The sequence below is a fragment of the Nocardioides zeicaulis genome (genome assembly GCF_042432345.1).
GTDB lineage: Bacteria > Actinomycetota > Actinomycetes > Propionibacteriales > Nocardioidaceae > Nocardioides > Nocardioides zeicaulis.
The window spans coordinates 291,338-312,240 of record NZ_JBHLXH010000001.1; the positions used below are offsets into that span (position 1 = coordinate 291,338).

A 20,903-nucleotide genomic window follows, 5' to 3' on the forward strand; every position below is an offset into this window, starting at 1 on the left:
GCTCTGCGGATACGAAACCGGGTGGATCCCGCCCGAGCATCTGCGCTCTTGATGGACCGCTGATCAGGGGGTCCCTGGTTGAGAGCGGTGCCTCAGAAGGTGTGCTCGGGGCCAGGGAAAGTGCCGTCCTTGACCTCGCGTGCGTAGGTACTCGCTGCGTCGAGAAGTACTCGGTGCAGGTCGGCGTACTGCTTGACGAAGCGAGGCAGTCGGCCGGTGTTGAGGCCGAACGCGTCCTGCCAGACGAGGACTTGTGCGTCGGTCTGGTTTCCGGCGCCGATGCCGATGGTCGGGACGTCGAGCGCTGCGGTGAGCTCGGCGCCGAGGTCGGCCGGCACCATCTCGACGAGGACTGCGAAGGCTCCGGCATTCTGAACGGCTTGTGCGTCGGCGAGAACCTGCGCGGCTGCGTCGCTGCGTCCTTGGACGCGGTAGCCGCCGAGCGCGTGCTCGTACTGGGGTGTGAAGCCGATGTGGGCGCACACCGGTATGCCACCTCGCACCAGGCGCTCGATCTGGGGTGCCATGTCGCGGCCACCCTCGAGCTTGACCGCGGCGACCCCTGCTTCCTTCATGAACCGCGTCGCGGTGGCGTACGCCTGCTCGGGCGAGGCTTGGTAGGACCCGAACGGGAGGTCGCCCATGACCAGGGCCCGGCTGGTGCTCTTGGCGACGGCACGGGCCAGCGGGATCAGCTCGTCGACGGTGATGGGCAGCGAGTTCGGGTGGCCGTAGACGACGCCGGATGCGGAGTCGCCGATGAGGAGGACGTCGATGCCGGCCTCGTCGAACACCTGGGCGGTGTAGGTGTCGTAGGAGGTGAGCATCGTGAACTTCTCGCCTCGGTCCTTCATGTCCTGCAGGTGGTGCGTGCGAACGCGCTTGATCGGCGCGCGCCTTGTCGGGGTGGAAGCGGCGTCGGCGCCGTAGGCGGCGTGCGTCTCGGGTGCGTTGGCTGTCATGTCGATGTCCTTGCTGGGGTTCGAGTGAGCCAAAGGTCCCTGCTCGAGAACGGAGGGGTACGGCGAGAGTCCCGTGGGGACTGGTGGCCTCTTGCAGTGGACCTACAACGCGAAGACGCGGCGGGCATTACCGTCGAGGAAGTCGGCGGCGATCTGCTCGTCGAGGTTCAGGTCGGCGAGACCATACAGTGCCTTCGCTGGGGTGATCATCGGGTAGTTGGTGCCGAACAGGACGCGCTTGCGTCCACGGCCGCGCATGTAGTCGACGAGCTCAACCGGGTAGCGGCGGGCGGTGTAGGCGCTGGTGTCGATGTAGACGTTGGGGTGCTTGTCGGCGACGGCGATCATCTCGGTCGTCCACGGGTAGCCGATGTGGCCGCAGACGATCTTGAGGTCGGGGAAATCGATGGCGATCTGGTCGATGTACGGAATGGGGCGGCCGACTTCGCTGGGCCGTAGCGGCCCGGTGTGGCCGACCTGGGTACAGATGGGGATGTCGAGGTCGACGCACTCGGCGTAGAGGGGGTAGAAGAGCGGGTGCGTGGGCGGAACCTCCCAGAGCCACGGGAGCACCCGTAGGGCGACGAATCCGTGGTCGCGCACCATGCGGCGCAACTCGCGGACGGCCGGGACGGGACGGGCCAGGTCGACTGACGCGACGCCGCGGTAGCGCTCGGGATGCTGCTGCACCCAGGCGGCGACCTCGTCGTTGGAGATCATGGCGCCGTCGCGCGGGGAGTGCCACGCCGAGAGCAGCCCGATGTCGACTCCGGCCTCGTCAAGGGCGGCGTCGGTGGCCTTCAAGTCGAGCTCGTCGTCCAGCGTCGGCCAAGACGACCACCGTCGCAGCGAGTCGAACATCTCGTGCCGCGAGAATCGAGCGGTCGGGTGCTGAAGCCAGGCATCGACGGTCATTGGGGAGGGAGCCTTCTTGTTCGGAGTGGGCGTTGGGCGTTGAGCTTGGGGTCGGGCGTTCGGTAGTTCATCGTGCTCCTGCCCCGGACCGGGGTGTCCGGTCCGGGGCAGGCGAGCGGGGTGCGTCAGGCGGTCTCGGGGATCGGGTGCCGCTTCTCGGTCGGGGTCGGCTGGCCCTCGAGGGCACGGTGCTGGGTCTCGGGCATGGCCAGCGCGCACAGGAGGCTGAGGAGACCGAACCCGGCGAGCATCCAGCCGACGGCTCCACTGCCGTGGTCGGCGGTGAGGTCGGTGGCGAGGATGGGGGCCGTACCGCCGCCGATGACGGCGGCGATGGCGTAGGCCATGCCGGCGCCGGTGTAGCGGTAGCGGGTCTGGAACATCTCCGGCAGGAGCGCTCCGGCCGGGCCGTAGGAGATGCCCATGATGCACAGCGTCAGCGACAGCCCAATGAAGAAGGCGAGCGGGGTGCCGTTGTCGAGGATGGGGAACAACGCGAAGCCCCACGGGATTGACAGCACGCAGGAGCCGATGACGACCTTGCGGCGCCCGACGCGGTCGGAGTACAGGTTGGACACGATCACCGAGGCCGCGAAGATCACCGAGGCGCCGATGCCCAGCGAGAGCACGGTGCCGCGCTCGAGGCCGAGGGCCGTGGTGCCGTAGGCGGTGAGGTAGGCGGTGCCTGTGTAGAAGAACGCGAACATCATGGCCAGCGCGCCACCGGCGAGGAGGAGCTCGCGGGGCTGCTTCCAGAACACCTCGAGCACGGAGCCCTTGGGGGCGGGGTTGTTGGCGGCCTCGGCGGCCTGGCGCTTGAACACAGGCGTCTCCTCGACCTTGAGGCGGACGTAGAGCCCGACGAGGACGAGCAGCGCGCTGGCGATGAACGGGATGCGCCAGCCCCACGTGACGAAGGCGTCCGAGGTCTCGCCGACGAACTGGTTGACGATGAGGAACGTGCCACTGGAGAGCGCGAACGCGATCGCCGGACCGAGCTGCGGGAAGATGGCGTACAGGCCGCGCTTGGTCGGGGGCGCGTACTCGGCCGCGAGGAGCGTGGCACCGGCCCACTCGCCGCCGACGGCCAGGCCCTGGCAGATGCGCAGTGCGATGAGGATGATCGGGGCGGCGACGCCGATGCTGTCTGAGCTGGGGATCAGGCCGATGAGAACGGTCGCGACACCCATGAGCAGGAGCGTCGTGATGAGGGTCGTCTTGCGGCCCAGTCGGTCCCCGAAGTGGCCGAAGAGCAGGGCGCCGAGGGGGCGGGCGCCGAACGCGACTGCGTAGGTGGCGAACGAGGCGACGGTGCCGGCGGTGGACCCGAGCGCGGGGAAGAACACGGTCGGGAAGACCAGCGCGGCGGCGGTGCCGTAGATGAAGAAGTCGTAGAACTCGATGGTGGTGCCGGTGCCGCTGGCGAATGCGACGCGTCGCATTGTCTTGGCGTCGCCGTGCGCCTCGGTGGTGGTCCGGGACATGTGAACTCCTGCATGGACGTGTCCCGCTCGTCAGCGGCGGGACTGGATTGCGAGAGTGTGAGCGCGGTCACCTGTAGGTGTGCACCCTCCATGGTGGGTAGGGCTGGTGGCCCCTTCTTTCGGGGCTAGCCCGCGGTTCTTCGTGGGCTTCGGACAGGTCGTGCCTCGGGCATGACGACGGGCACCCGCTACCTGGAGGGTTGCGGGTGCCCGTGCCTGGGCGCCTGGGTGCCTGGGTGCTTTTCGCAGGGTTGTTCGGACGCGCGTCAGCTGGCGGTGGTGAGGCCGAGCATCTCCACGGAGTGTTCGCGCATCTCAACCTTGCGGATCTTTCCGGTCACGGTCATCGGGAATTCGTCGACCACGTAGACGTAGCGGGGGATCTTGTAGCGGGCGAGCTTGCCGGAGGCGAAGTCCTTCAGTGAGCCGGCGTCCATCGTGGGGGCGCCGTTGCGCAGTCGGACCCAGACCATGAGCTCCTCGCCGTAGGTGGCGTCGGGGACGCCGATGACCTGGGCGTCGAGGATGTCGGGGTGGGTGTAGAGAAACTCTTCGATCTCACGTGGGTAGATGCACTCCCCGCCGCGCAGGACCATGTCCTTGATGCGACCGGTGATGGCGATGAACCCGTCGTCGTCCATGACCGCGAGGTCGCCGGTGTGGATCCAGCCGTCGGTGTCGATGGCCTCGGCGGTCTTCTCGGGGTCGTCCCAGTAGCCGAGCATCACCGAGTAGCCGCGGTTGCACAGCTCTCCTGCCGTTCCGCGCGCGACAACCTCGCCGGTGTCGGGGTCGATGACCTTGGCTTCGACGTGCGGGTGGACGCGGCCGACGGTCGAGACTCGAGCCTCGAGCGAGTCGTGCGGGAGGGTCTGGGTGGAGGCCGGTGAGGTCTCGGTCATGCCGTAGCAGATCGCCACCTCGGGGGCCCACGCGGTGATCTGCTTCATCACCTCGACGGGGCACGGCGAGCCGGCCATGATGCCGGTGCGCATGGCGGAGAGGTCGTAGGAGTCGAAGTCGGGCTGGCTGAGCATGGCAATGAACATGGTGGGCACGCCGTACTGGGAGGTGCACCTCTCGTTCGCGGCGGCTTCCAGGGCGGCACGTGGGTCGAATGCCGGGGAGGGGATGACCACGCAGGCGCCGTGTGCGACGGCTGCGAGGTTGCTCATCACCATCCCGAAGCAGTGGTAGAACGGCACGGGAGCGCAGATCCGGTCGATCTCGGAGTAGCCGACCAGTGAGCCGACGAAGTAGCCGTTGTTGAGGATGTTGCGGTGGCTGAGCGTCGCGCCCTTGGGGAACCCCGTGGTGCCCGAGGTGTACTGGATGTTGATCGGGTCGTCAGGTCGCAGACCGGCCTGGCGCGTCTGGCGCGGTTCGGGCGGCAGGCTGCGCCCGCGTTCGAGCAACGCGTCCCATTCCGGGGTGCCGAAGTACACGCTGCGTCGCAGGGCCGGGCACCGCTCGGCAACTTCGGCGACCATGTCGGAGTAGTTCGAGGTCTTGAAGGACTCGACCGCGAACAGGGTGCGGATCCCGGCCTTGTTGAGCGCGTACTCGAGCTCGCTGGTGCGGTAGGCCGGGTTGATGGTGACCAGGATGGCGCCGATCTTGGCGGTGGCGTGCTGGACGAGGACCCATTCGGGGTAGTTGGGTGCCCAGATCCCGACTCGGTCGCCCTGCTCGATGCCGTCGTCGATGAGCGCGGACGCGAGTGCGTCGACGTCGTCCTTCAGCTGGCGGTAGGTCCATCGTCGCCCCGACGGGACGTCGACCAGTGCCTCGCGGTCGGGAAACCGCGACACCGTCAGGTCGAGGTGGTCGCCGATGGTGACGTCCAGCAGCGGCTGGTCGGTCGGTCCGGCTGCGTAGCTCAGGGCGGGGTTCGGCGTGGCGTTCATCGTGTTCTCCTGGGCGGCGACGCTTCCGTCGCGGGATCGGTGTCCTCGGGTGAACCGATGCTCGTCGCAACGAGGTGAACTGACTGCCCACTTTCGTGGGGCATCCGCATCCCAGCTTTCGCGTGAACGGTCAGAGGCTGTAGTCGGCTGTCGCGCGGAGCTGACCGTCGCTGACGGCGACGGCGCCGCTGGCGGTCATCGAGGCGACGAGCTCGCGGGCCAGTTCCACGGGTTCGAGCTCGAGAAGCCGAGCTGCGTCGAGAACCCAGTCTCGAGCCACGAGGTAGTCCTCCACCTGGCTGGTGGCGATGCCGTGGCGGATCATCAGCGCAAACGCGAAGATGCGGCGGGCGCCGTACCAGACCGCACCAGTGGGGTCGTCCACGAGTCGTTGCGCACGACGCAGGGCGGCATCCAGGGCGGCGGCGCTGTCCCTTGGGAGTGCTCCGTGGGCGGGTAGCAGTGTCCGGGGCTGGAGGTCGGTGACCCGTTGTAGAGACTCGAGTGCGGTCGCTGCGACAGCTGGTCCGTCGAGAGCGAGGTTGACCCACCCGACGTCGTAGGTGGAAAGCAGATCTCCGACAGCAAGGACGCGTTCCTCGGGCTGCCAGAACGCCAGGTGTCCCGGGGTGTGGCCCGGTGTTGCCACGACCTGCCAGTCGGCGTTGCCTAGGCGGATGATGTCGCCGTCAGCCAGAGGCTGGTCGACGACGTAGGGGTCGACCGGCTGGTCGAGGTACTTCGAGAGACAGCAGTCGGGCGCGTCACCGTTGAGCGCCTCAGCATCCACAACGCTGGCGGCGATGCCGGCTCCTCTGTGCTGGAGCAGGGCGTTGCCGCCGACGTGGTCGCTGTGCCAGTGCGTGTTCACCACCAGCTCCAGGTCGCGGGTGCGGCGGGCCACCCAGTCGACGGTGGCGGTGGCGTGCGAGCGGTAGCCGCTGTCGATCAACGCCGGGGTGGCGCCGTTGAGGAGGAGCAGGTTGGCGTCGGGGAACGGGCGTTGCTGCCACACGATCCAGTCGGGCAGATCCCCCTCCGGCTCGCTTGCGTGGCTGCTAGGAGGCGTCATGGTCACCAGTCTGCGGCGCGGCCCTTGAGCTGCTCCCAGTAGCGGCGGTGGGCGTGGCGGGACTCTGTGCTGGTCATGCCGTCCGGGAGCTGCTGGTCGAGGACGTCGGAGAGAACGGCGATGTCGCGCAGAGCGGGGGCCTGCAGGGCCTTCTTGCTGTACGCGTAGGCCTCGATGCAGTCGGCCGGGGTGAGCTCAGCGACCGCGATGGCCCTCTCGAGGAGCTCGTCGGCCGGGGCCAGGGAGTGCACAACGCCCAGCCCGTTGACCTGGGCCGCGGTGAACACGTCGCCGTGGAGGCTGAGCCGAGCGGCGACCGGCTCGCCCCAAGCGTACTGGAGCATGCGCAGGTAGACCGCAGGCATGGGGATGCCGATGGGGACCTCGTTGATGCCGAAGCGGGCGTCGGGGTCGTCGGCCGCAATTCGGTGGTCGCACACGGCGGCAGTGATGAGACCGCCGGCGAAGGCGTGCCCGTTGACTGCAGCCACGGTCGGGCGGGGATAGGTGAAGAGCCGCATGTTGGTGGCGCGGTAGTCGGCGAACCAGGACTCGACGTGGTCGCGGTGGCCGGCAAAGAGCCGGAAGTGCTCGTCGAGGTCGAGGCCGGCGGAGAACCGCTTGCCCGTGCTGGTCAGCACAACTGGGGCATCGGGATAGTCGCTCTCGAGGCTGTCGAATGCGTCGTGAAGGTCGGCGAAGAACTGACGGTTCTGCGCGTTGACCGGGTTGGTGTTCATCGTGACGACGGCAACGCGGCCGTGTCGGTCGATGGTCCAGCTCATGACGCTCCTTCGTGGGTGTTCTCGACGTGCGGTGGTCGTTCCGAGCAACTTGTGGTTCGACGGTGACGAACCGGCTGCCGTGCGCTGGAGACGCTAGGCAGGTGGTGAAATTGCTGACACCCACTTTCGTGGGTACCGGTGGCTCTTGTGACGGCCCTCACTTACTCTCGAAAGAGATTGCTGCACATGGAGGAACCGATGATCACCACTCTCGAGCCCGAGCTGCCCTTCGCGAAGCGCGTCATGCCGCGCACGCTCGAGACATTCCGCGTCCGTGGCGGCATGGACATGGCCTTCGGCGCCCAGGTGCTTCGAGGCGCATCGGCGCTCGAGATCACCGAGTTCTGCGGAACGCGGACACGCTCGGTCGCGAACCTGGCTGTCCGCAGCGGAGCCGGGGTCGGTGGCAAGGCCCTGTCCCTGGGGCGTCCCGTGTCAGTGACGAGCTACCTTGCCGCGCAAGGCATCACCCACGCCTACGACCACGCGGTGCGCCCCGAGGCGATCGAAACGGTCGCGGTGCTGCCGGTGATCGTCGAGGGCCAGCCGCGGTGGGGCATCTACCTGTGCAACCGCACCCAGGTCGGGTTGGGTGACCGGTGGTTCGACAGCCTTGCCCCTCTGATTCGCAAGCTCGAGCGGGAGATCGCCGTTGACGACGAGGTCCGCCGCCGGCTGGCGATGTTCCGTGCGTCGGTCCCGGCGCCGGCCGACAACGGCCTGACCCGCGATGAGCTGCGTGACATCGCCGCGGAGCTCGGGGACCTCGCCAGCCAGATCCAGGACGCGACTCTGCGCGCGAAGATGGAGGCCATGCGCGACCGGTTTGCTCCCAAGCCCCCCTCCGCTGCGGCGACCGGCTCCGTCTCGCCGCTGGCACCGCGTGAGGTCGACGTTCTGGAGGCTGTGGCCCGCGGCCTGAGCAACGCCGAGATCGGTGAAGCGCTTGGCCTCCTCCCGAACACCGTGAAGTCGTACCTGAAGACCGCGATGCGCAAGCTGCACGCCGCCAACCGCGTCCAGGCCACCCTCGTGGCCCGCGAAGCGGGACTCATCCGCTGAGTCGACCCACACCTGCTTCAGGCACACGTAGTGGTGGGTTGGCCATTGAGTGAGGGCTTACGCCGGTCGAACATCGTCGACGTCGCCCTCAGCTGGACCCCTCAGCTGGACGCGGTCGGCACCTCGTTGAGCTCCTTCGGCAGCAGGCCCTCAGGCAGGCGGGTCGACGAAGATGTCGTACTCGAGGTCACTGCCGGTGCCATAGGCGCTGAGGTCCGTAACGCCGGCCGCAGCGAGGACGTCGACGTCGAGGAACGTGTTGCCCGTGCACTCACGTGCCGGGCGGGTGATGATCTCGATGGCGGCGTCGGCCACGATCTGAGGGCTGCGCGCTGAGGCCATGGCCTCGTCGCCGCCGAGCATGTTCTGTACCGCCGCGGTCGCGATGAGCGTCTGGGGCCACAGGCAGTTCGCGGCGACGCCGTGCTCGGCGTACTCCGCGCCGATGCTCAGCGTGGTCAGCGACATCCCGTACTTCGCGAGCGTGTACGCGGGGTGGGCTGCGAGCCACTTCTGCGACATGTTCAGCGGCGGTGACAGCGACAGGACGTGTGCGTTCTCGCTCTTGCGCAGGTACGGCAATGCCTTGCTGGTGAGCAGGTAGGTGCCGCGCAGCTGGATGGCCTGCATGAGGTCGAACCTCTTCATCGGCAGCTGCTCGGTCGGGTCGAGCGCCAACGCCGAGGCGTTGTTGACGACGATGTCGATGCCGCCGAACCGATCCACGGCCTGGGCGACGGCGTTCTCGACCGACGCTTCGTCGCGGACGTCGCCCACGACGGGGAGGGCCTGGCCGCCTGCAGCCTCGATCTCCGCGGCCGCGGTGTGGATGGTTCCGGCCAGGCGCGGGTCGGGTACGTCGGTCTTGGCCAAGAGCACCACGTTGGCGCCTTCACGTGCCGCTGCTACGCCGATGGCCAGGCCGATGCCGCGGCTGCCGCCGGACATGAGAAGGGTTCGTCCGTTGAGTCTCGTCATGCCGCGGAATGTAGGTCGGCCCTCGAGCGCAGGGGAATCCCCCCGGGGGGAGCGTCATCTCACAGACCCACGAAAGGAGGTAGGGGCCGGTCGGCGACCACCGTCCTCATCACCGGAGTCGACCGCAGCCGGTCCACACCGGGCAACGCCGCCAGTTGCTCGTCGTAGAGCTGGGTGAAGGCTGCCAAGTCGCGGGCCACCACGTTCAGCACGTAGTCGGGGTCGCCGAACAGGCGGTGGGCGTCGCGCACCTCGGGCACCTCGCCCAGAGCAGCCTCGAACGCCGCGACGGTGTCGGTGTCGCCGTGCCGCATGCTCACGAAGACGACGGCCTCGAAGGTGAACCCCAGCGCAGTCGGGTCCAGCAACGCCCGGTATCCGATGATGACGCCGTCGCGTTCGAGCGCACGGAGCCTGCGGTGGCACGGGGAGGCGCTGACGCCGACACTTTCGGCCAGGTCGGTCAGAGTCCGACGACCATCGCGCTGCAGTTCCGCAAGAATTCTCCGGTCAACATCATCCACAGAGATGATCTTGCCCCGAACAAGCGCTCACGGGCTAGAAGTTGGAAGCACTTTCCGCTGAATCCGGTCTAACCTCGCTGACAAGCCACCGGCCACTTAGGCCGCCGATCCGTCTCGCCGGTACTCCCGCCGACGACCGGCTCGGGTAGATCGCGAGCCTTGCCGGACGGTTGCCGTTCCCTTCCCACCCTCCACACGGATGTAGCCATGGACATCAGTACGTTCGCCGCCTTCTGGGCCGTCTCGATCCTGTTCGTCATCACCCCGGGCGCCGACTGGGCCTACGCAATTACCGCTGGATTGCGCCACCGCTCGATCGGGCCGGCCATCGCCGGCCTCCTCGCCGGCCACGTCATCGCCACGCTGGCCGTCGCGGCCGGCGTTGCTGCCCTCCTCGCAGGCTCGCCGACGGTACTCATGGCGATGACCATCTCTGGGGCGGCGTACCTGGTGTGGTTAGGGGTGGGGATGCTGCGGAGCCCCGACGTGGGGACCACTCAGGAGCCCGAGCCTGTTGGCGTCGCCTCATCCGCCGCTCAGTCCGCTACCAATCGCAGTGCCGCCCAGAGTCTGACCAACGGCGCCGCCACGAGTTTCGGTCACCTGCCGGCCGACGGCATGCACGACGGGAGCAGCTGTGGCGCTGAAGGATGGATGCCGCAAGCAGCACGCGGTCTTGGTGTCAGCGGTCTCAATCCCAAGGTGTTCCTTCTCTTCCTGGCGCTTCTCCCGCAGTTCATAGACCCTGACGAGGCATGGCCGGTCGCCTGTCAGATCGTGGCCCTCGGGCTCGTCCACGTCGCGAGCTGCGCGCTCGTGTACTCGCTGGTCGCGACTAGCGCGAGGAAGATGCTCCGGGCACGCCCAGGAGCCGCGCGAGCGGTCACCAGGGTTTCAGGTGCAGCGATGGTCGTCATCGGAGCAGTACTTGTCGTCGAACAGTTGTTCCGCTGACGGGTCGCAGTGGTATCGGCCGTCGACACCGTCGTCTGCCGGATGGCGCCGGGTGCGTGACCGAACAGCAGACCGTCTCTCCCCGAACCGGCTGGGCTCGGCTCGTCGGCGTCGCCGGGCGCGTGGGTTAACCCTGTCAGGCGTCGGCTTCTTGCCGTCGCGGCTGGTGATGCAACAGCCGAAGTGCGGCAGCTGGCCGCAGATGTCGTAGACGCTCGCGACCACGCTGATCTACTTGACCGAGCCTGCCGTCAGCCCGGAGATGAAGAACTTTCCGAGGACGACGTAGACGAGGAGCGTCGGCGCGGCCACGAGCATGGCGCCGGCCATGAGGCTGCCGTAGTCCACCGTGGTCGTGCCGATGAGGTTGTTCAGCTTCACGGTGACCGGCCAGGTCTGCTGGTTAGTGACGACCAGGCCGAACAGAAAGTCATTCCAGATGTTGGTGAACTGGAAGATGCCAGCCACGACGAACCCGGGCCAGGACAGCGGCAGGATGATTCGGAAGAACGTGCCGAAGAGTCCGCAGCCGTCGAGTTCGGCTGCTTCGACTACGGCCGTTGGGATCGACTCGTAGTAGTTGCGGAAGATCAGGGTCGTGATCGGGATGCCGTAGATGATGTGGACCAGTGTCACCCCGGGCAGCGTGCCGGTGAGGTTGAGGGCGATGAGGAACTGGAACAGCGGGATGATGATCGACTGGAACGGAATGAACATCCCTAGGAGCATCAGGGTGAAAAGGAGGTTGGACCCCCGGAACGGCGACTTGGCCAGGACGAACCCGTTGAGAGCACCGATGAGGCACGAGATGATCGTGCCCGGGACGGCGATCTGCAGGGAGTTCCACAGGTTGCCGTGCAAGCTGTCCCAGGCCACCCGGAAACCTTCGAGGTCGATCGAGGTGGGAGGGCTGAGGAACGAGGTCGTGCCAGCGGCGCTCCCTTTGAGGGCTGTTGCGACGACCACGTAGAGAGGCAGCGCGAACCAGGCGAGCAGGAGCACGCACGCGCCCAGGATCGCCCATTCGGCCCAACTCCTTGGCCTGCGACGCCTCGATGGCTTGCTCGGCCTGCTCGCAGCGCGAGGCGCGTCCTCGGGTGGGCCACCGCCGTCCTGGATGGAGGTGTCGGCGGGATCGTCGACGGCGATGGTGCTCATGGTCAGCGGCCTTTCTCGGTGCGGTAGCTGCGAGCGAGGTAGGGCACGATGACCAGACAGGTCAGCGCGAACACGACGAGCGCTGCTGCGGTGCCCTTGTCGTAGCGCTGGCTCTTGGTCATCGCGTCGAAGACGTAGATGCCGGGTACGTCCGTCACGAAGCCCGGCCCGGAGCCCGACATGGCGACGACGAGGTCGAAGATCTTGAGTGCGATGTGAAGCAAGAGGACGAAGCACGTCACGGTCGAGGGCCAGAGCTGCGGGAGGATGACGTGCCGCAGGGTCTGCCACGAGGTGGCGCCGTCGACCGAGGCTGCCTCCATCTCGTCGTGCGGGATCGAGGACAGTCCGGCCAAGTACATGGCCATCGAGAACCCCATGAGTTGCCAAGCGGCCGCGAGCACGATGGGGATCAGCGCGACCGGGATGCCGATCTCAATCCTGATCGCCTCTGCCGGGCCGTAGAGAACCGCGAAGACATTCGTGTCGGTGGTCCAGCCCGGAGGATTGTCGACGCCGAGCTTTGTCAGGACGACGTTGATTCCGGAGGTCGGGTTGAAGATCCATCGGAAGGCGACGCCCGTGACGATGAAACTCAGCGCGTAGGGCAGGAGGAACACCGAGCGGAAGAGTCCCTTACCAATCACGACGCGGTCTACGAGGACAGCCGTGACCAGCCCGCCGATGATCGCCAGCAGGAGGAACCCCACGGTGAAGACGACCATGTTGCGCAGGTCGGCCTGGAAGCGCTGCTCTTGGAACAGTTCCTTGTAGGTGGCTCCCAGCGGGGAACGCAGCGACAAGTCGCGAGCCGTCGGTCGTTTCCAGTTGGAGAACGAGATCCACAGGCTGAAGGCAATGAAGCCGTAGACGAAGATCGCTGACACGCCCAGGCTGGGCAGGAGCGCCCAGGGTGCTGCTCTGAAGCGAGCACCTCGTTGCTTCCTCGGTTTCGGCGGCCCCGTCTCGGCCTGGATGGTTTCGGAGGTGATCACTGCCATCGCCGTGTCCTTCGTGTCGCTGGAAGCGGGGGACCTGGGGCCTGAACCCATGAGCCCCAAGTCCCCCGCTGGTTCGGAAGACCTCAGCCGAGAAGGCTGCTCTGAGCAGCAGTCATCGACTCAAGGAAGGAGTCGACGTTGCCGTCACCGTTGAGCGCTGTGACTGCGTCGGCGTACGCCTGTGCGAACTCGGCCGGAGCGACCTGGAAGTGAGCAAGGGAGCTGACGATCTGCTTGGACCTGAAGTCGTTTGCGGCGCCCTTCTGGTACGGCGGGAAGTCGTCCAACGGCACGTCGGTGCGGATCGGCGTCGAGCCCTTCTTGAGGTTGAAGTCAGCCTGAACGGTGGGGTCGAGGAGCAGGGACAGCCATGCGTCCTCGCCTTCGGCGTTGGGAGCGTTCTCGGCCGGCTTGACGAAGGCGTCTCCTACGTAGTCGAAGACCTCCGACGTACCGGGCATGGTCACGTAGCCGAAGTCCTCGTTCTCGACGAAGCCCTTGTTGAGGAGCTCGCCGTAGGCCCAGTCGCCCATCAGGTTGGCTGCGCAGTCGCCCTCGCCCACCATGACGGCCGCCTGGTCCCAGGTCAGCGCGGAGTGGTCCTCGTTGGCCATGTCCACCAGGTCCACGTAGTCCTCAACGGCACTCTTCACGTCTGCGTCGTCGAACGACAGATCACCGGAGAACAGGGAGTTCCAGCCGTCGCCTCCCACCCGGCCCATGATCAGCGTCTCGAGCAGCTGCGAGGCTGCGAACACGTCCTTGTCCCCCAGGCACACCGGCGTGACACCGGCATCGGAGAGCGTCTTGGCATCTGCCATGAACTGGTCGGGTGTGGTCGAGTCGTCCCAAGTGATGCCGTTCTCCTCGAGAACGCTCGGGCTGGTCCACAGCACATTCCCGCGGTGCGCGTTCACCGGCACCGCGTAGTACTTCCCGTCGACAGCAAGCATGTCCAGCACGTCCTGCGGGATGACGTCAACCCAGCCGTTGTCCTCGAAGGTGCTCGTGATGTCGGCAACCGAGCCGTCGGCGACCGCGGCGAACAGATCCTGGTCGGGGTGCAGCTGCCAGCTGTCCGGGGGGTCCCCGCCCTGGAGGCGCGTGGCCAGGGCCTGGCGTGCGTTGGCGCCGCCTCCCCCGGACACGGCGGCGTTGCTGACCTCACCGCCGGTCTCGGTGTCGTACTTGTCGATGAGCACCTGCAGCGCCTCTGACTCCGAGCCGGACGTCCACCACGAGAACACCTCGACTCCGTTGGAGTCGCTTCCGCCCCCTCCGCCTCCGCCGGTGTCACCCGAGCCGCCGCAAGCGGCCGCCGCGAGACTGAGGGCGAGGCAAGCGCCCGCCACCTTGGCTGTCCTTTTTGTGATCACTGCATCTCCTTGGGTGTGCGCTGCTGACCGCCTTATGTGCGATCTGCATCACATCCCGGCGGTTGGAGGGACCATACACGCAAATGTAAGTAGTCCTTACCGGTCCACGAGTTGAGACACTCTCGTGACAAAGTCGAGGCGCGCGAATGTGCACGAGCGCAGCAGGCGCAAACCGCTGCTCCTGGCTCAGTGAGAACTCAGGAGATCTGCAGGTCGTAGACGAAGATCCCGTCGGCGCCGGAATCGGCCGCGGCTACGAGGCGGGCCCCGATCCGCTGGTGCTCGGGGTCGATCAGGTAGGCGTCTCGGGCGCCTGCATCGAGGAAGTCGAGGATGAATCCCTCTGAGAATCCCTTATCCATCCCGTGCTCCGGGCTCACGTTAGCGCCGACGTGCGCTGCCACGAGTCCAGGCATGCGCTCGGCTACAGAGGCGATGTCGCCGAAGATGGTCGCACGTACAGCAGATGGGATGTCGGGACGGAATCGGACGAAGACGCAGTGCCGGATCATGAGGATGGGCTCGGGCTCACAGCACCGCCACGTCATCAGTCGTGTCGAGGTCGCCGCGCCTGAGCTCCCCTACGATCAGGTCCCGCAACTGGTCCAGTCCTGCGTCGCGTGCCCCGCAGAAGTCAGGATCGGCGCCGAGCGTCGTACCGACGACTGCCACCTGCCGCGGCAGCCGGGCGAACTCGGCGCCGAGCGCCTCGATCACCAAGGTGCTTCGTCCCCAGCTCCCGCCCACGACGATGCACTCGGGGTCAGCCAGGGCGATGGCTGCCATCATCGCGCCGACGATCGCGCGCGCTATCACTGCGAGAAGGTCCGGGCCTGGGCCATCCGCCCCGATGCGAGCCTGCAGCGCCTCGACGTCGATGGCCGTCGAGGACTCTCGGCGAAGACCCAGCTCGGCAAATACCTCGGTCAAGTGCATGGCTCGTCCGTCCGGGCCCCATGTGACGAGGTGGGCCACCTCGCCGGCGAGCCCCGAGTGCCCGCGCCACACGTCCCCATCACTGACCACTGCGCAGCCGAGACCCTCACCAAGGTGGAGGTAGAGGAAGTTGTCCGACTTCACCGCGGAGTCGGCCGCGTGCTGAGCCCGTGCCGCCCAGTTCACGTCGTTGTCCACCATGACGGGCCCCTCGACCAGACCGGCCAGCGCGGTAACGGGGTCGAGGTCGCCCACCAGAAAGGGAGCGTCGGGCAGGTGGACCAGCCTGCCGGTCACGCGATCAACCGGGTCTGCGGCACTCAGTACGGCCGTCCGCAATGGAAGCACCGTGGCGCTGCTGATCTGGGCGGCCGTGGCCCGGACCGCCTTGGCGACCTGGTCGACCGGCACGTCACGTCCCAACAGCAGGGTCGACCTTGCGCTGACTTCCCCAAACGCGTCGATCGCCTCAGCGACGACCCCGTTGGGGCTGATGCTCATGACCAGCACCGCTCCACAGGTCGGCGAAAGCGTGTAGTAGGAGCCCGCCTGGCCCCGGCCCGTTGTCCGCTCTCCGGTGTCCAACACCAGGCCGGCCTCGGTCAATCGTCGGACTCCACCCGAGATGGTGGGCTTAGAGATCCCAGTCAGCGCGGCAATGTCGGACCTCGTCAACTTCCCTGCACTCATCAAGGCCCGCAGGATGTGTTCCTCGGTCAGCGAGCGCAGCAGATCGAGCGAGGGCTTGGCCGACATGTCCCGATCGTAGTCACCACCTGTGCGCCCTTGCCGGACGCCGTTCGGATCTGTATTGTAAAGAGTCCTAACCGAAGGACGTGAACATGACATCGACTGCATCGCAACCGACTCACAGCGTGCCTCACTGGGAGACCCCTCCGGAGGACCTGCCCGCGGCGATCCGCGAGGTGAAGACCGCGCTCCGTCGCAACATCGAGGCTTCGGGACGCTCCGTTGACGAGGTGTTCGCGGTCGCTGAGCAGGCCGTGGCCGACCGCGTGGCAGAGATCAAGGCCGACAGGGAGCGCGGTGAGGCCATCTGGCCCATCATCGACTACGCCGACATCGCCAACGGCACCGTGAGCCAGGCTCAGCTGGACAAGCTGCGACGTCGCGGCTGCCTGGTGGTTCGCGGCCACTTCGAGCACGAGCAGGCACGCCGTTGGGACGCCGAGATCGTGGACTACGTCGACGGCAACAACTTCTTCGAGGACTACCGCGGCCCTGGCGACGACTTCTTCGGCAGCGTCGGATCGAAGCCCGAGATCTACCCGATCTACTGGTCCGCCGCGCAGATGGAGGCCCGGCAGAGCGAGCGCATGGCCAACGTGCAGTCGTTCCTGAACTCCCAGTGGAAGAGCGAGAGCGAAGGGGTGCAGTGGTTCGACCCCGACCGCGACTCCCTGTATCCCGACCGCATTCGACGCCGCCCCCCGGGCGCGGACTCGGGCGGCCTCGGCACGCACTCCGACCCGGGGACGCTCGACCTCTGGATGACGCAGGCCTACCAGAAGGCGTTCCGGCATCTCTTCGACGGCACCATCGAGGAGTACGACCCGTGGGACGCGGCGTACCGCACTTCCGGTCCTCAGTACCCGGGGTCGACCATGTGTTCCGCCTTCCGCACCTTCCAGGGTTGGACCGCGCTCTCCGACATGGCGCACGACCAAGGAGTGCTTCACACCGTCCCGATCCCGGAGGCGATGGCCTACCTCATGCTCCGACCGCTTCTGGACGACGTCCCCGAGGACGACATGTGTGGAGTCACCACTAACCAGGTCTTCCCGGCCAGCGAGAAGTGGCACCCGCTCCTCATGGAGGCGCTCAGCGGCATCCCGGACGTGCGCGCTGGCGACTCGGTCTGGTGGCACTGCGACATGATCCACAGCGTCGCGCCGATCAAGGACCAGCAAGGATGGGGCAACGTCATGTACATCCCGGCCGCTCCGTGGTGCGAGCGCAACGAGAAGTACGCGGCCACGGTGCGCGAGGCGTTCATCACCGGCTCCAGCCCCGGCGACTTCCCCGAAGAGCACTACGAGCGGAACTGGACCAACCGTTTCCAGGTCGAGCAGCTCAACGAGACCGGACGACGGGGCATGGACCTCGGCTGACCTCTCTACGCGAAAGCCCCCGCACCCGGTGCGGGGGCTTTCGCGTGCTTCAGCGACGGTTCACGCGCCCGACCGTGATGCCTATGGTGACTCCAAGCACCGTCTCAATCAGTCTCGATGCCAGCAGGGAGCTGACTGGCTCCGGCGCAGCAGACTGCGTGAGCAGCAAAGCCAGAGGAGTGATGAACACGAGCGCCAGTCCGTAGTGGCGTGCCACTACGAGCTCGGTTGCACCCTGCAGAACAGCGATGACGAGCACGAACAGGAACCAGGGCGGATCCTCCACCGCCAGCAGTGGTACGGCCAACACCAGGCCCACAGCCGTGCCCAGGACCCGCTGCACTCCTCGAACCAGCTGGCCCCGTCGGACCACTGCCGCGAACGGGACCACGCCGGCTACCACCGCCCACGCAGGATGGGAGAGGCCGAGCATGGTGGCCGATAGGCCCGCTAGGAAGGCGGCTGCGGCGCAGACGAGCATGGATGTCCAGTCCCAGTCGTGTGGCCTTTCGAGCTTGCCTTCGGGGCTGTGAAGCGACCAAGCGCGCTCCTCTATTGCACCGAAGAGGACTGCCACAGCGGCAGTTGTCGCAACGGCTAGGACGACGACGGGCAAGTCGCCGGGCTGGGTGGGAATCGATGACGAGGTGGCCACGGCAAACACGACGAACAGTGGGCCGGGCGGACGCCATGCGTGACGCAATGACAAGCCCTGGCCCAGTGCGGCCCACCCGGCCGCTGCCGGGACCAGCCACCAACGCGTCTGGTCCAACGTCGCGACGAACGCCCCAGTCGTCACTGCCAATGTGAGCAGGACCCCCATGCGCGCCTGCACACTCCACCTCGATCCGACCGTGCTGGCGCCGCTGTAGACCGAGGCGAAGGCACCGAAGGAGACGTAAGCGGCGAGGTCGAGACGTCCGATGAGGGCAATCGAGGTCAAGCCGGCCGCAAGAGTCAGCGAAGCCCTCAGCGCTACTCGCCAGCTGCCTGGGGCTGCGCGCACCTCGACCAGGTCCCGCAGGACCTGACTTGATGAGGTGGCCCGTTCACGCCCGATAGCTCATCACCCGATTCCATTTCGCGCAGCGCCGCGAGGCCACCATTTTATGGTGGCGTGCGGATGCCCGACCGCGACTCCAGCCGCGACACCAACCGCGACACAAATCCAGGTACCGCGTAGAAGCCGTTGGAGAGTGCGCCGCACCCCCGCTCGCTGTAGCAGCGTCTGGGCGCGGTGCCACCGTCTCCAGAGCCGCAGCCCATCGAACCCAGGAAGCCCGTAGCATGCTTCGCACCTACCTGCCAGAGCTCTCAGTCGGCTAGCTCGAACCCGCCGTCGACGAGCAGGACCTGCCCGGTCACGAAGCTGGCCGCGTCACTGACGAGGAACACCAGAGCCTGTGCGATCTCCTCCGGCCGTGCGGCGCGACCCAGCAAAGCCGTTCCGACTTGACTGTGCACTTCGGGTGTCCAGGTGGCTGACATGTCCGTTAGCGAGAACCCTGGAGCCACTGCGTTGACCCGCACGGCGGGTGCCAGTTCCTTCGCGAAGCCTGCCGTGACGTTCTCCACCGCCGCCTTCGCGGCACCGTAGGCCAGGGTGTCCGGACTGGAGAGGTTGTCATGTCCGCGGATGGAGGACACCAGCGCGACGGACCCTCCACCCCGCGCCAGCAGGTGCGGCGCTAGAGCCTGAACGAAGTTGACCGGTGCTAGGACGTTCGCGCGGAACATGTCGATCCAGCCGAGCTCGTCGGGCTCCAGAGGAGGGGTAGATGCGACCGCCCCGAGCGTGCAGATAAGGGCGTCTGGAACCACATCGTCGGCCACGAGACCGTTCACAGCCGCGTGCACGGCTGCTGAGTCTGTCCCATCGCAGGCGATCATCTCCGCGTCCAGCTCGCGGGCAAGCTCGATGAGGGCATTGGACTGAGTGCGCCCGTGGACGACGACCCTCGCACCCAGTCGTGCCGCAAGTTGCGCCGCGGCGGCGCCGATGCCTCGTGAGGAGCCTGCAACCAAAACTGTGCGACCTGTCAGGTCAATCACGCCGGCCCCGAGCCCAGGATGATGGCCGCACCCTTCTCACCGATCATCATGGAAGGGGCTTGGGTGTTGCCGCTGATGATGGTGGGCATGATGGAGGAGTCGATGACGCGCAGGCCCTCGAGCCCGTGCACCTTCAGCTTCGGGTCGACCACGGACAGCTCGTCGACACCCATCTTGCATGTACCCACCGGGTGGTAGTCGGTCTTGCCCCAGGCTCGGATGAACTCGCGGATCTCTTCGTCGGTCTGCACCGACGGCCCAGGCAGCTGCTCGTCCTTGAGCAACTCCTTGAACGCCGGCTGCTCGAAGACGCGGCGCATGATCTTGAAACCCTCGACTGCGACGTCCATGTCGCGCTCGTCGGACATGTAGTTCGGGTCGACGATGGCCGGCATGCTGGGGTCGGGTGAGGTGATGGTGACGGCGCCGCTACTGATGGGCCGGATGTTGCACGCCAGCAGGGTGACTCCGTGTCCGGCGATCTTCTCGGCGTTGCGGGCCCCGTCCTTCCACACCACGTAGGCCGGCAGGAAGTGCAGCTGAATGTCGGGAGAGCGCACGTCGTCGCTGCTGCTGACGAACGCACCGGCCTCGGTGATCGTGGCTGTGGCCGGTCCGGTGCGGTAGAGGCCGTACTCGATGGCGTGGCGCAGCGCGCGATCCCACCTGTCCTCGCCGCTGTAAGTGATGGGTTGGCGCGCCTCGCGGGTGATGTAGACCTCGAGCTGGTCGCGCAGGTTCTTGCCGACGCCCGGCAGGTCGTGGACCACGCTCACGCCCGCTGCGGCGAGCTCGTCGGCGGGGCCGATACCCGAGAGCAGCAGCAGGCGCGGCGAGTTGAGTGCGCCAGCGGCGAGCAGGACCTCGCTGTTGGCGTGGGCGACTTCTTCCTTTCCCTTACGGACGAAGCGCACGCCGGTGGCGCGGCCGTCCTTGACCTCGATCTTCAACACCTCGGCCCCGGTAAGCACAGTGAGGTTGGACCGGTCCATGACGGGGTGCAGGAACGCAGTCGAGGCGCTCTCGCGGCGTGCGTTCCGCTGGGTGACCTGGTGGAAGAACACGCCCTCCTGGCTGGCGCCGTTGGGGTCATCAGTGCGCTTGATCCCGGCCTCTTGCGCGGCACGGACGAACGCGCGGGATGTGGGGTTGTGCTGCACCTGGTCGGCGACGTTGAGCTCGCCGCTGATGCCGTGATACTCGTCGGCCAGACGCTCGTTGCGCTCGTGGACCTTGAAGTAGGGCAGGACATCGTCGTAGGACCAGCCCTCACAGCCCATCTCGGCCCACTCGTCGTAGTCGAGCCTGTTGCCGCGGACGTAGAGCATCGCGTTCACCGACGTGCTCCCTCCCAGGGCCTTGCCCTGCGGCAGGAACATCGAGCGCTCGTTGAGGTGCTTCTGCGGCGCGGTGTCGAAGATCCAGTTCGCCTTGGTGCCCATGAGCTTGGCGAAGCCGGCCGGGATTTTCAGCAGCGGGTGGTTGTCCTTGGCACCGGCCTCGAGGAGGAGCACCGTGTTCGAGGGGTCAGCGCTCAACCGGTTGGCGAGCACGCAGCCGGCCGCGCCGGCGCCGATGACGATGTAGGTGTAGGAGCTCATGGGT

General features: G+C 66.8%; 19 protein-coding genes. 3 read left to right on the forward strand and 16 right to left on the reverse strand.

Annotated elements, in window-relative coordinates; genetic code table 11:
* Positions 1–92 precede the first annotated feature (92 nt).
* The 6 genes from panB to ACFFJG_RS01545 all read right to left on the reverse strand — a co-directional run bounded on the left by panB (position 93) and on the right by ACFFJG_RS01545 (position 7,125).
* The gene (gene panB, locus ACFFJG_RS01520; protein WP_378516850.1) at positions 93–962 is read right to left on the reverse strand and encodes a 3-methyl-2-oxobutanoate hydroxymethyltransferase; all 870 of its coding nucleotides are present in this window, start codon (positions 960–962) and stop codon (positions 93–95) included.
* Between the two features lie 102 nt (positions 963–1,064).
* Positions 1,065–1,877, reverse strand: a complete 813-nt coding sequence (locus ACFFJG_RS01525) for an amidohydrolase family protein (RefSeq protein ID WP_378516851.1) — start codon at positions 1,875–1,877, stop codon at positions 1,065–1,067.
* A 125-nt stretch (positions 1,878–2,002) separates the two neighbouring features.
* Entirely contained in the window at positions 2,003–3,361 is a 1,359-nt protein-coding gene (locus ACFFJG_RS01530; protein WP_378516852.1) for an MFS transporter, read from the reverse strand.
* 266 nt (positions 3,362–3,627) lie between these two features.
* On the reverse strand, positions 3,628–5,268 hold the full coding sequence (locus ACFFJG_RS01535; RefSeq protein ID WP_378516853.1) for an AMP-binding protein: 1,641 nt from the start codon (positions 5,266–5,268) through the stop codon (positions 3,628–3,630).
* A gap of 130 nt (positions 5,269–5,398) precedes the next feature.
* Positions 5,399–6,340 (reverse strand): MBL fold metallo-hydrolase, encoded by a 942-nt coding sequence (locus ACFFJG_RS01540; protein ID WP_378516854.1) that lies wholly within the window; start codon positions 6,338–6,340, stop codon positions 5,399–5,401.
* Positions 6,341–6,342: 2 nt separating this feature from the next.
* Positions 6,343–7,125 carry an enoyl-CoA hydratase/isomerase family protein gene (locus ACFFJG_RS01545; RefSeq protein WP_378516855.1) on the reverse strand — a complete coding sequence of 261 codons (783 nt, stop codon included), beginning with the start codon at positions 7,123–7,125 and terminating at the stop codon, positions 6,343–6,345.
* Positions 7,126–7,323: 198 nt separating this feature from the next.
* On the opposite strand from ACFFJG_RS01545, the gene ACFFJG_RS01550 reads away from it, so the two are divergent.
* On the forward strand, positions 7,324–8,187 hold the full coding sequence (locus ACFFJG_RS01550; protein ID WP_378516856.1) for a helix-turn-helix transcriptional regulator: 864 nt from the start codon (positions 7,324–7,326) through the stop codon (positions 8,185–8,187).
* Positions 8,188–8,337: 150 nt separating this feature from the next.
* Here ACFFJG_RS01550 and ACFFJG_RS01555 read toward each other — a convergent pair whose 3' ends face one another.
* Positions 8,338–9,165 (reverse strand): SDR family oxidoreductase, encoded by an 828-nt coding sequence (locus ACFFJG_RS01555; protein WP_378516857.1) that lies wholly within the window; start codon positions 9,163–9,165, stop codon positions 8,338–8,340.
* Positions 9,166–9,224: 59 nt separating this feature from the next.
* Entirely contained in the window at positions 9,225–9,689 is a 465-nt protein-coding gene (locus ACFFJG_RS01560) for an Lrp/AsnC family transcriptional regulator (protein ID WP_378516858.1), read from the reverse strand.
* 207 nt (positions 9,690–9,896) lie between these two features.
* Between ACFFJG_RS01560 and ACFFJG_RS01565 the strand changes: the two genes are divergently transcribed.
* Positions 9,897–10,643, forward strand: a complete 747-nt coding sequence (locus ACFFJG_RS01565; protein ID WP_378516859.1) for a LysE family translocator — start codon at positions 9,897–9,899, stop codon at positions 10,641–10,643.
* A 231-nt stretch (positions 10,644–10,874) separates the two neighbouring features.
* Here ACFFJG_RS01565 and ACFFJG_RS01570 read toward each other — a convergent pair whose 3' ends face one another.
* The 5 genes from ACFFJG_RS01570 to ACFFJG_RS01590 all read right to left on the reverse strand — a co-directional run bounded on the left by ACFFJG_RS01570 (position 10,875) and on the right by ACFFJG_RS01590 (position 15,870).
* Positions 10,875–11,801: a carbohydrate ABC transporter permease gene (locus tag ACFFJG_RS01570; protein ID WP_378516860.1), complete on the reverse strand. Its 927-nt coding sequence runs from the start codon at positions 11,799–11,801 to the stop codon at positions 10,875–10,877.
* A gap of 2 nt (positions 11,802–11,803) precedes the next feature.
* Entirely contained in the window at positions 11,804–12,802 is a 999-nt protein-coding gene (locus tag ACFFJG_RS01575; protein ID WP_378516861.1) for a carbohydrate ABC transporter permease, read from the reverse strand.
* Between the two features lie 83 nt (positions 12,803–12,885).
* Positions 12,886–14,178, reverse strand: a complete 1,293-nt coding sequence (locus ACFFJG_RS01580) for an ABC transporter substrate-binding protein (protein WP_378516862.1) — start codon at positions 14,176–14,178, stop codon at positions 12,886–12,888.
* 197 nt (positions 14,179–14,375) lie between these two features.
* The gene (locus tag ACFFJG_RS01585) at positions 14,376–14,690 is read right to left on the reverse strand and encodes a Dabb family protein (RefSeq protein WP_378516863.1); all 315 of its coding nucleotides are present in this window, start codon (positions 14,688–14,690) and stop codon (positions 14,376–14,378) included.
* 16 nt (positions 14,691–14,706) lie between these two features.
* Positions 14,707–15,870, reverse strand: coding sequence for an ROK family transcriptional regulator (locus tag ACFFJG_RS01590; protein WP_378516864.1), 1,164 nt, complete (start codon positions 15,868–15,870; stop codon positions 14,707–14,709).
* 119 nt (positions 15,871–15,989) lie between these two features.
* Here ACFFJG_RS01590 and ACFFJG_RS01595 point away from each other — a divergent pair, with 119 nt between their 5' ends.
* Complete coding sequence (locus ACFFJG_RS01595) at positions 15,990–17,246, forward strand: DUF1479 domain-containing protein (protein ID WP_378516865.1); 1,257 nt, start codon at positions 15,990–15,992, stop codon at positions 17,244–17,246.
* Positions 17,247–17,295: 49 nt separating this feature from the next.
* Here ACFFJG_RS01595 and ACFFJG_RS01600 read toward each other — a convergent pair whose 3' ends face one another.
* From ACFFJG_RS01600 to ACFFJG_RS01610, 3 genes are all read right to left on the reverse strand, one after another.
* Positions 17,296–17,910 carry an FUSC family protein gene (locus ACFFJG_RS01600; protein WP_378516866.1) on the reverse strand — a complete coding sequence of 205 codons (615 nt, stop codon included), beginning with the start codon at positions 17,908–17,910 and terminating at the stop codon, positions 17,296–17,298.
* 650 nt (positions 17,911–18,560) lie between these two features.
* Entirely contained in the window at positions 18,561–19,298 is a 738-nt protein-coding gene (locus tag ACFFJG_RS01605) for an SDR family NAD(P)-dependent oxidoreductase (RefSeq protein ID WP_378516867.1), read from the reverse strand.
* Positions 19,295–20,899: a GMC family oxidoreductase gene (locus ACFFJG_RS01610; protein WP_378516868.1), complete on the reverse strand. Its 1,605-nt coding sequence runs from the start codon at positions 20,897–20,899 to the stop codon at positions 19,295–19,297. Before ACFFJG_RS01610 ends, ACFFJG_RS01605 begins: the two co-directional genes overlap by 4 nt.
* Positions 20,900–20,903: the final 4 nt, after the last annotated feature.

Bases quoted from the DNA above. Each gene is read 5' to 3' on its own strand.
- ACFFJG_RS01535 (WP_378516853.1), bottom strand. From the start codon at position 5,268: ATGAACGCCACGCCGAACCCCGCCCTGAGCTACGCAGCCGGACCGACC.
- ACFFJG_RS01525 (WP_378516851.1), bottom strand. From the start codon at position 1,877: ATGACCGTCGATGCCTGGCTTCAGCACCCGACCGCTCGATTCTCGCGG.
- ACFFJG_RS01590 (WP_378516864.1), bottom strand. From the start codon at position 15,870: ATGTCGGCCAAGCCCTCGCTCGATCTGCTGCGCTCGCTGACCGAGGAA.
- ACFFJG_RS01565 (WP_378516859.1), top strand. From the start codon at position 9,897: ATGGACATCAGTACGTTCGCCGCCTTCTGGGCCGTCTCGATCCTGTTC.
- ACFFJG_RS01550 (WP_378516856.1), top strand. From the start codon at position 7,324: ATGATCACCACTCTCGAGCCCGAGCTGCCCTTCGCGAAGCGCGTCATG.
- ACFFJG_RS01530 (WP_378516852.1), bottom strand. From the start codon at position 3,361: ATGTCCCGGACCACCACCGAGGCGCACGGCGACGCCAAGACAATGCGA.
- panB (WP_378516850.1), bottom strand. From the start codon at position 962: ATGACAGCCAACGCACCCGAGACGCACGCCGCCTACGGCGCCGACGCC.
- ACFFJG_RS01610 (WP_378516868.1), bottom strand. From the start codon at position 20,899: ATGAGCTCCTACACCTACATCGTCATCGGCGCCGGCGCGGCCGGCTGC.
- ACFFJG_RS01585 (WP_378516863.1), bottom strand. From the start codon at position 14,690: ATGATCCGGCACTGCGTCTTCGTCCGATTCCGTCCCGACATCCCATCT.
- ACFFJG_RS01555 (WP_378516857.1), bottom strand. From the start codon at position 9,165: ATGACGAGACTCAACGGACGAACCCTTCTCATGTCCGGCGGCAGCCGC.
- ACFFJG_RS01545 (WP_378516855.1), bottom strand. From the start codon at position 7,125: ATGAGCTGGACCATCGACCGACACGGCCGCGTTGCCGTCGTCACGATG.
- ACFFJG_RS01540 (WP_378516854.1), bottom strand. From the start codon at position 6,340: ATGACGCCTCCTAGCAGCCACGCAAGCGAGCCGGAGGGGGATCTGCCC.
- ACFFJG_RS01575 (WP_378516861.1), bottom strand. From the start codon at position 12,802: ATGGCAGTGATCACCTCCGAAACCATCCAGGCCGAGACGGGGCCGCCG.
- ACFFJG_RS01570 (WP_378516860.1), bottom strand. From the start codon at position 11,801: ATGAGCACCATCGCCGTCGACGATCCCGCCGACACCTCCATCCAGGAC.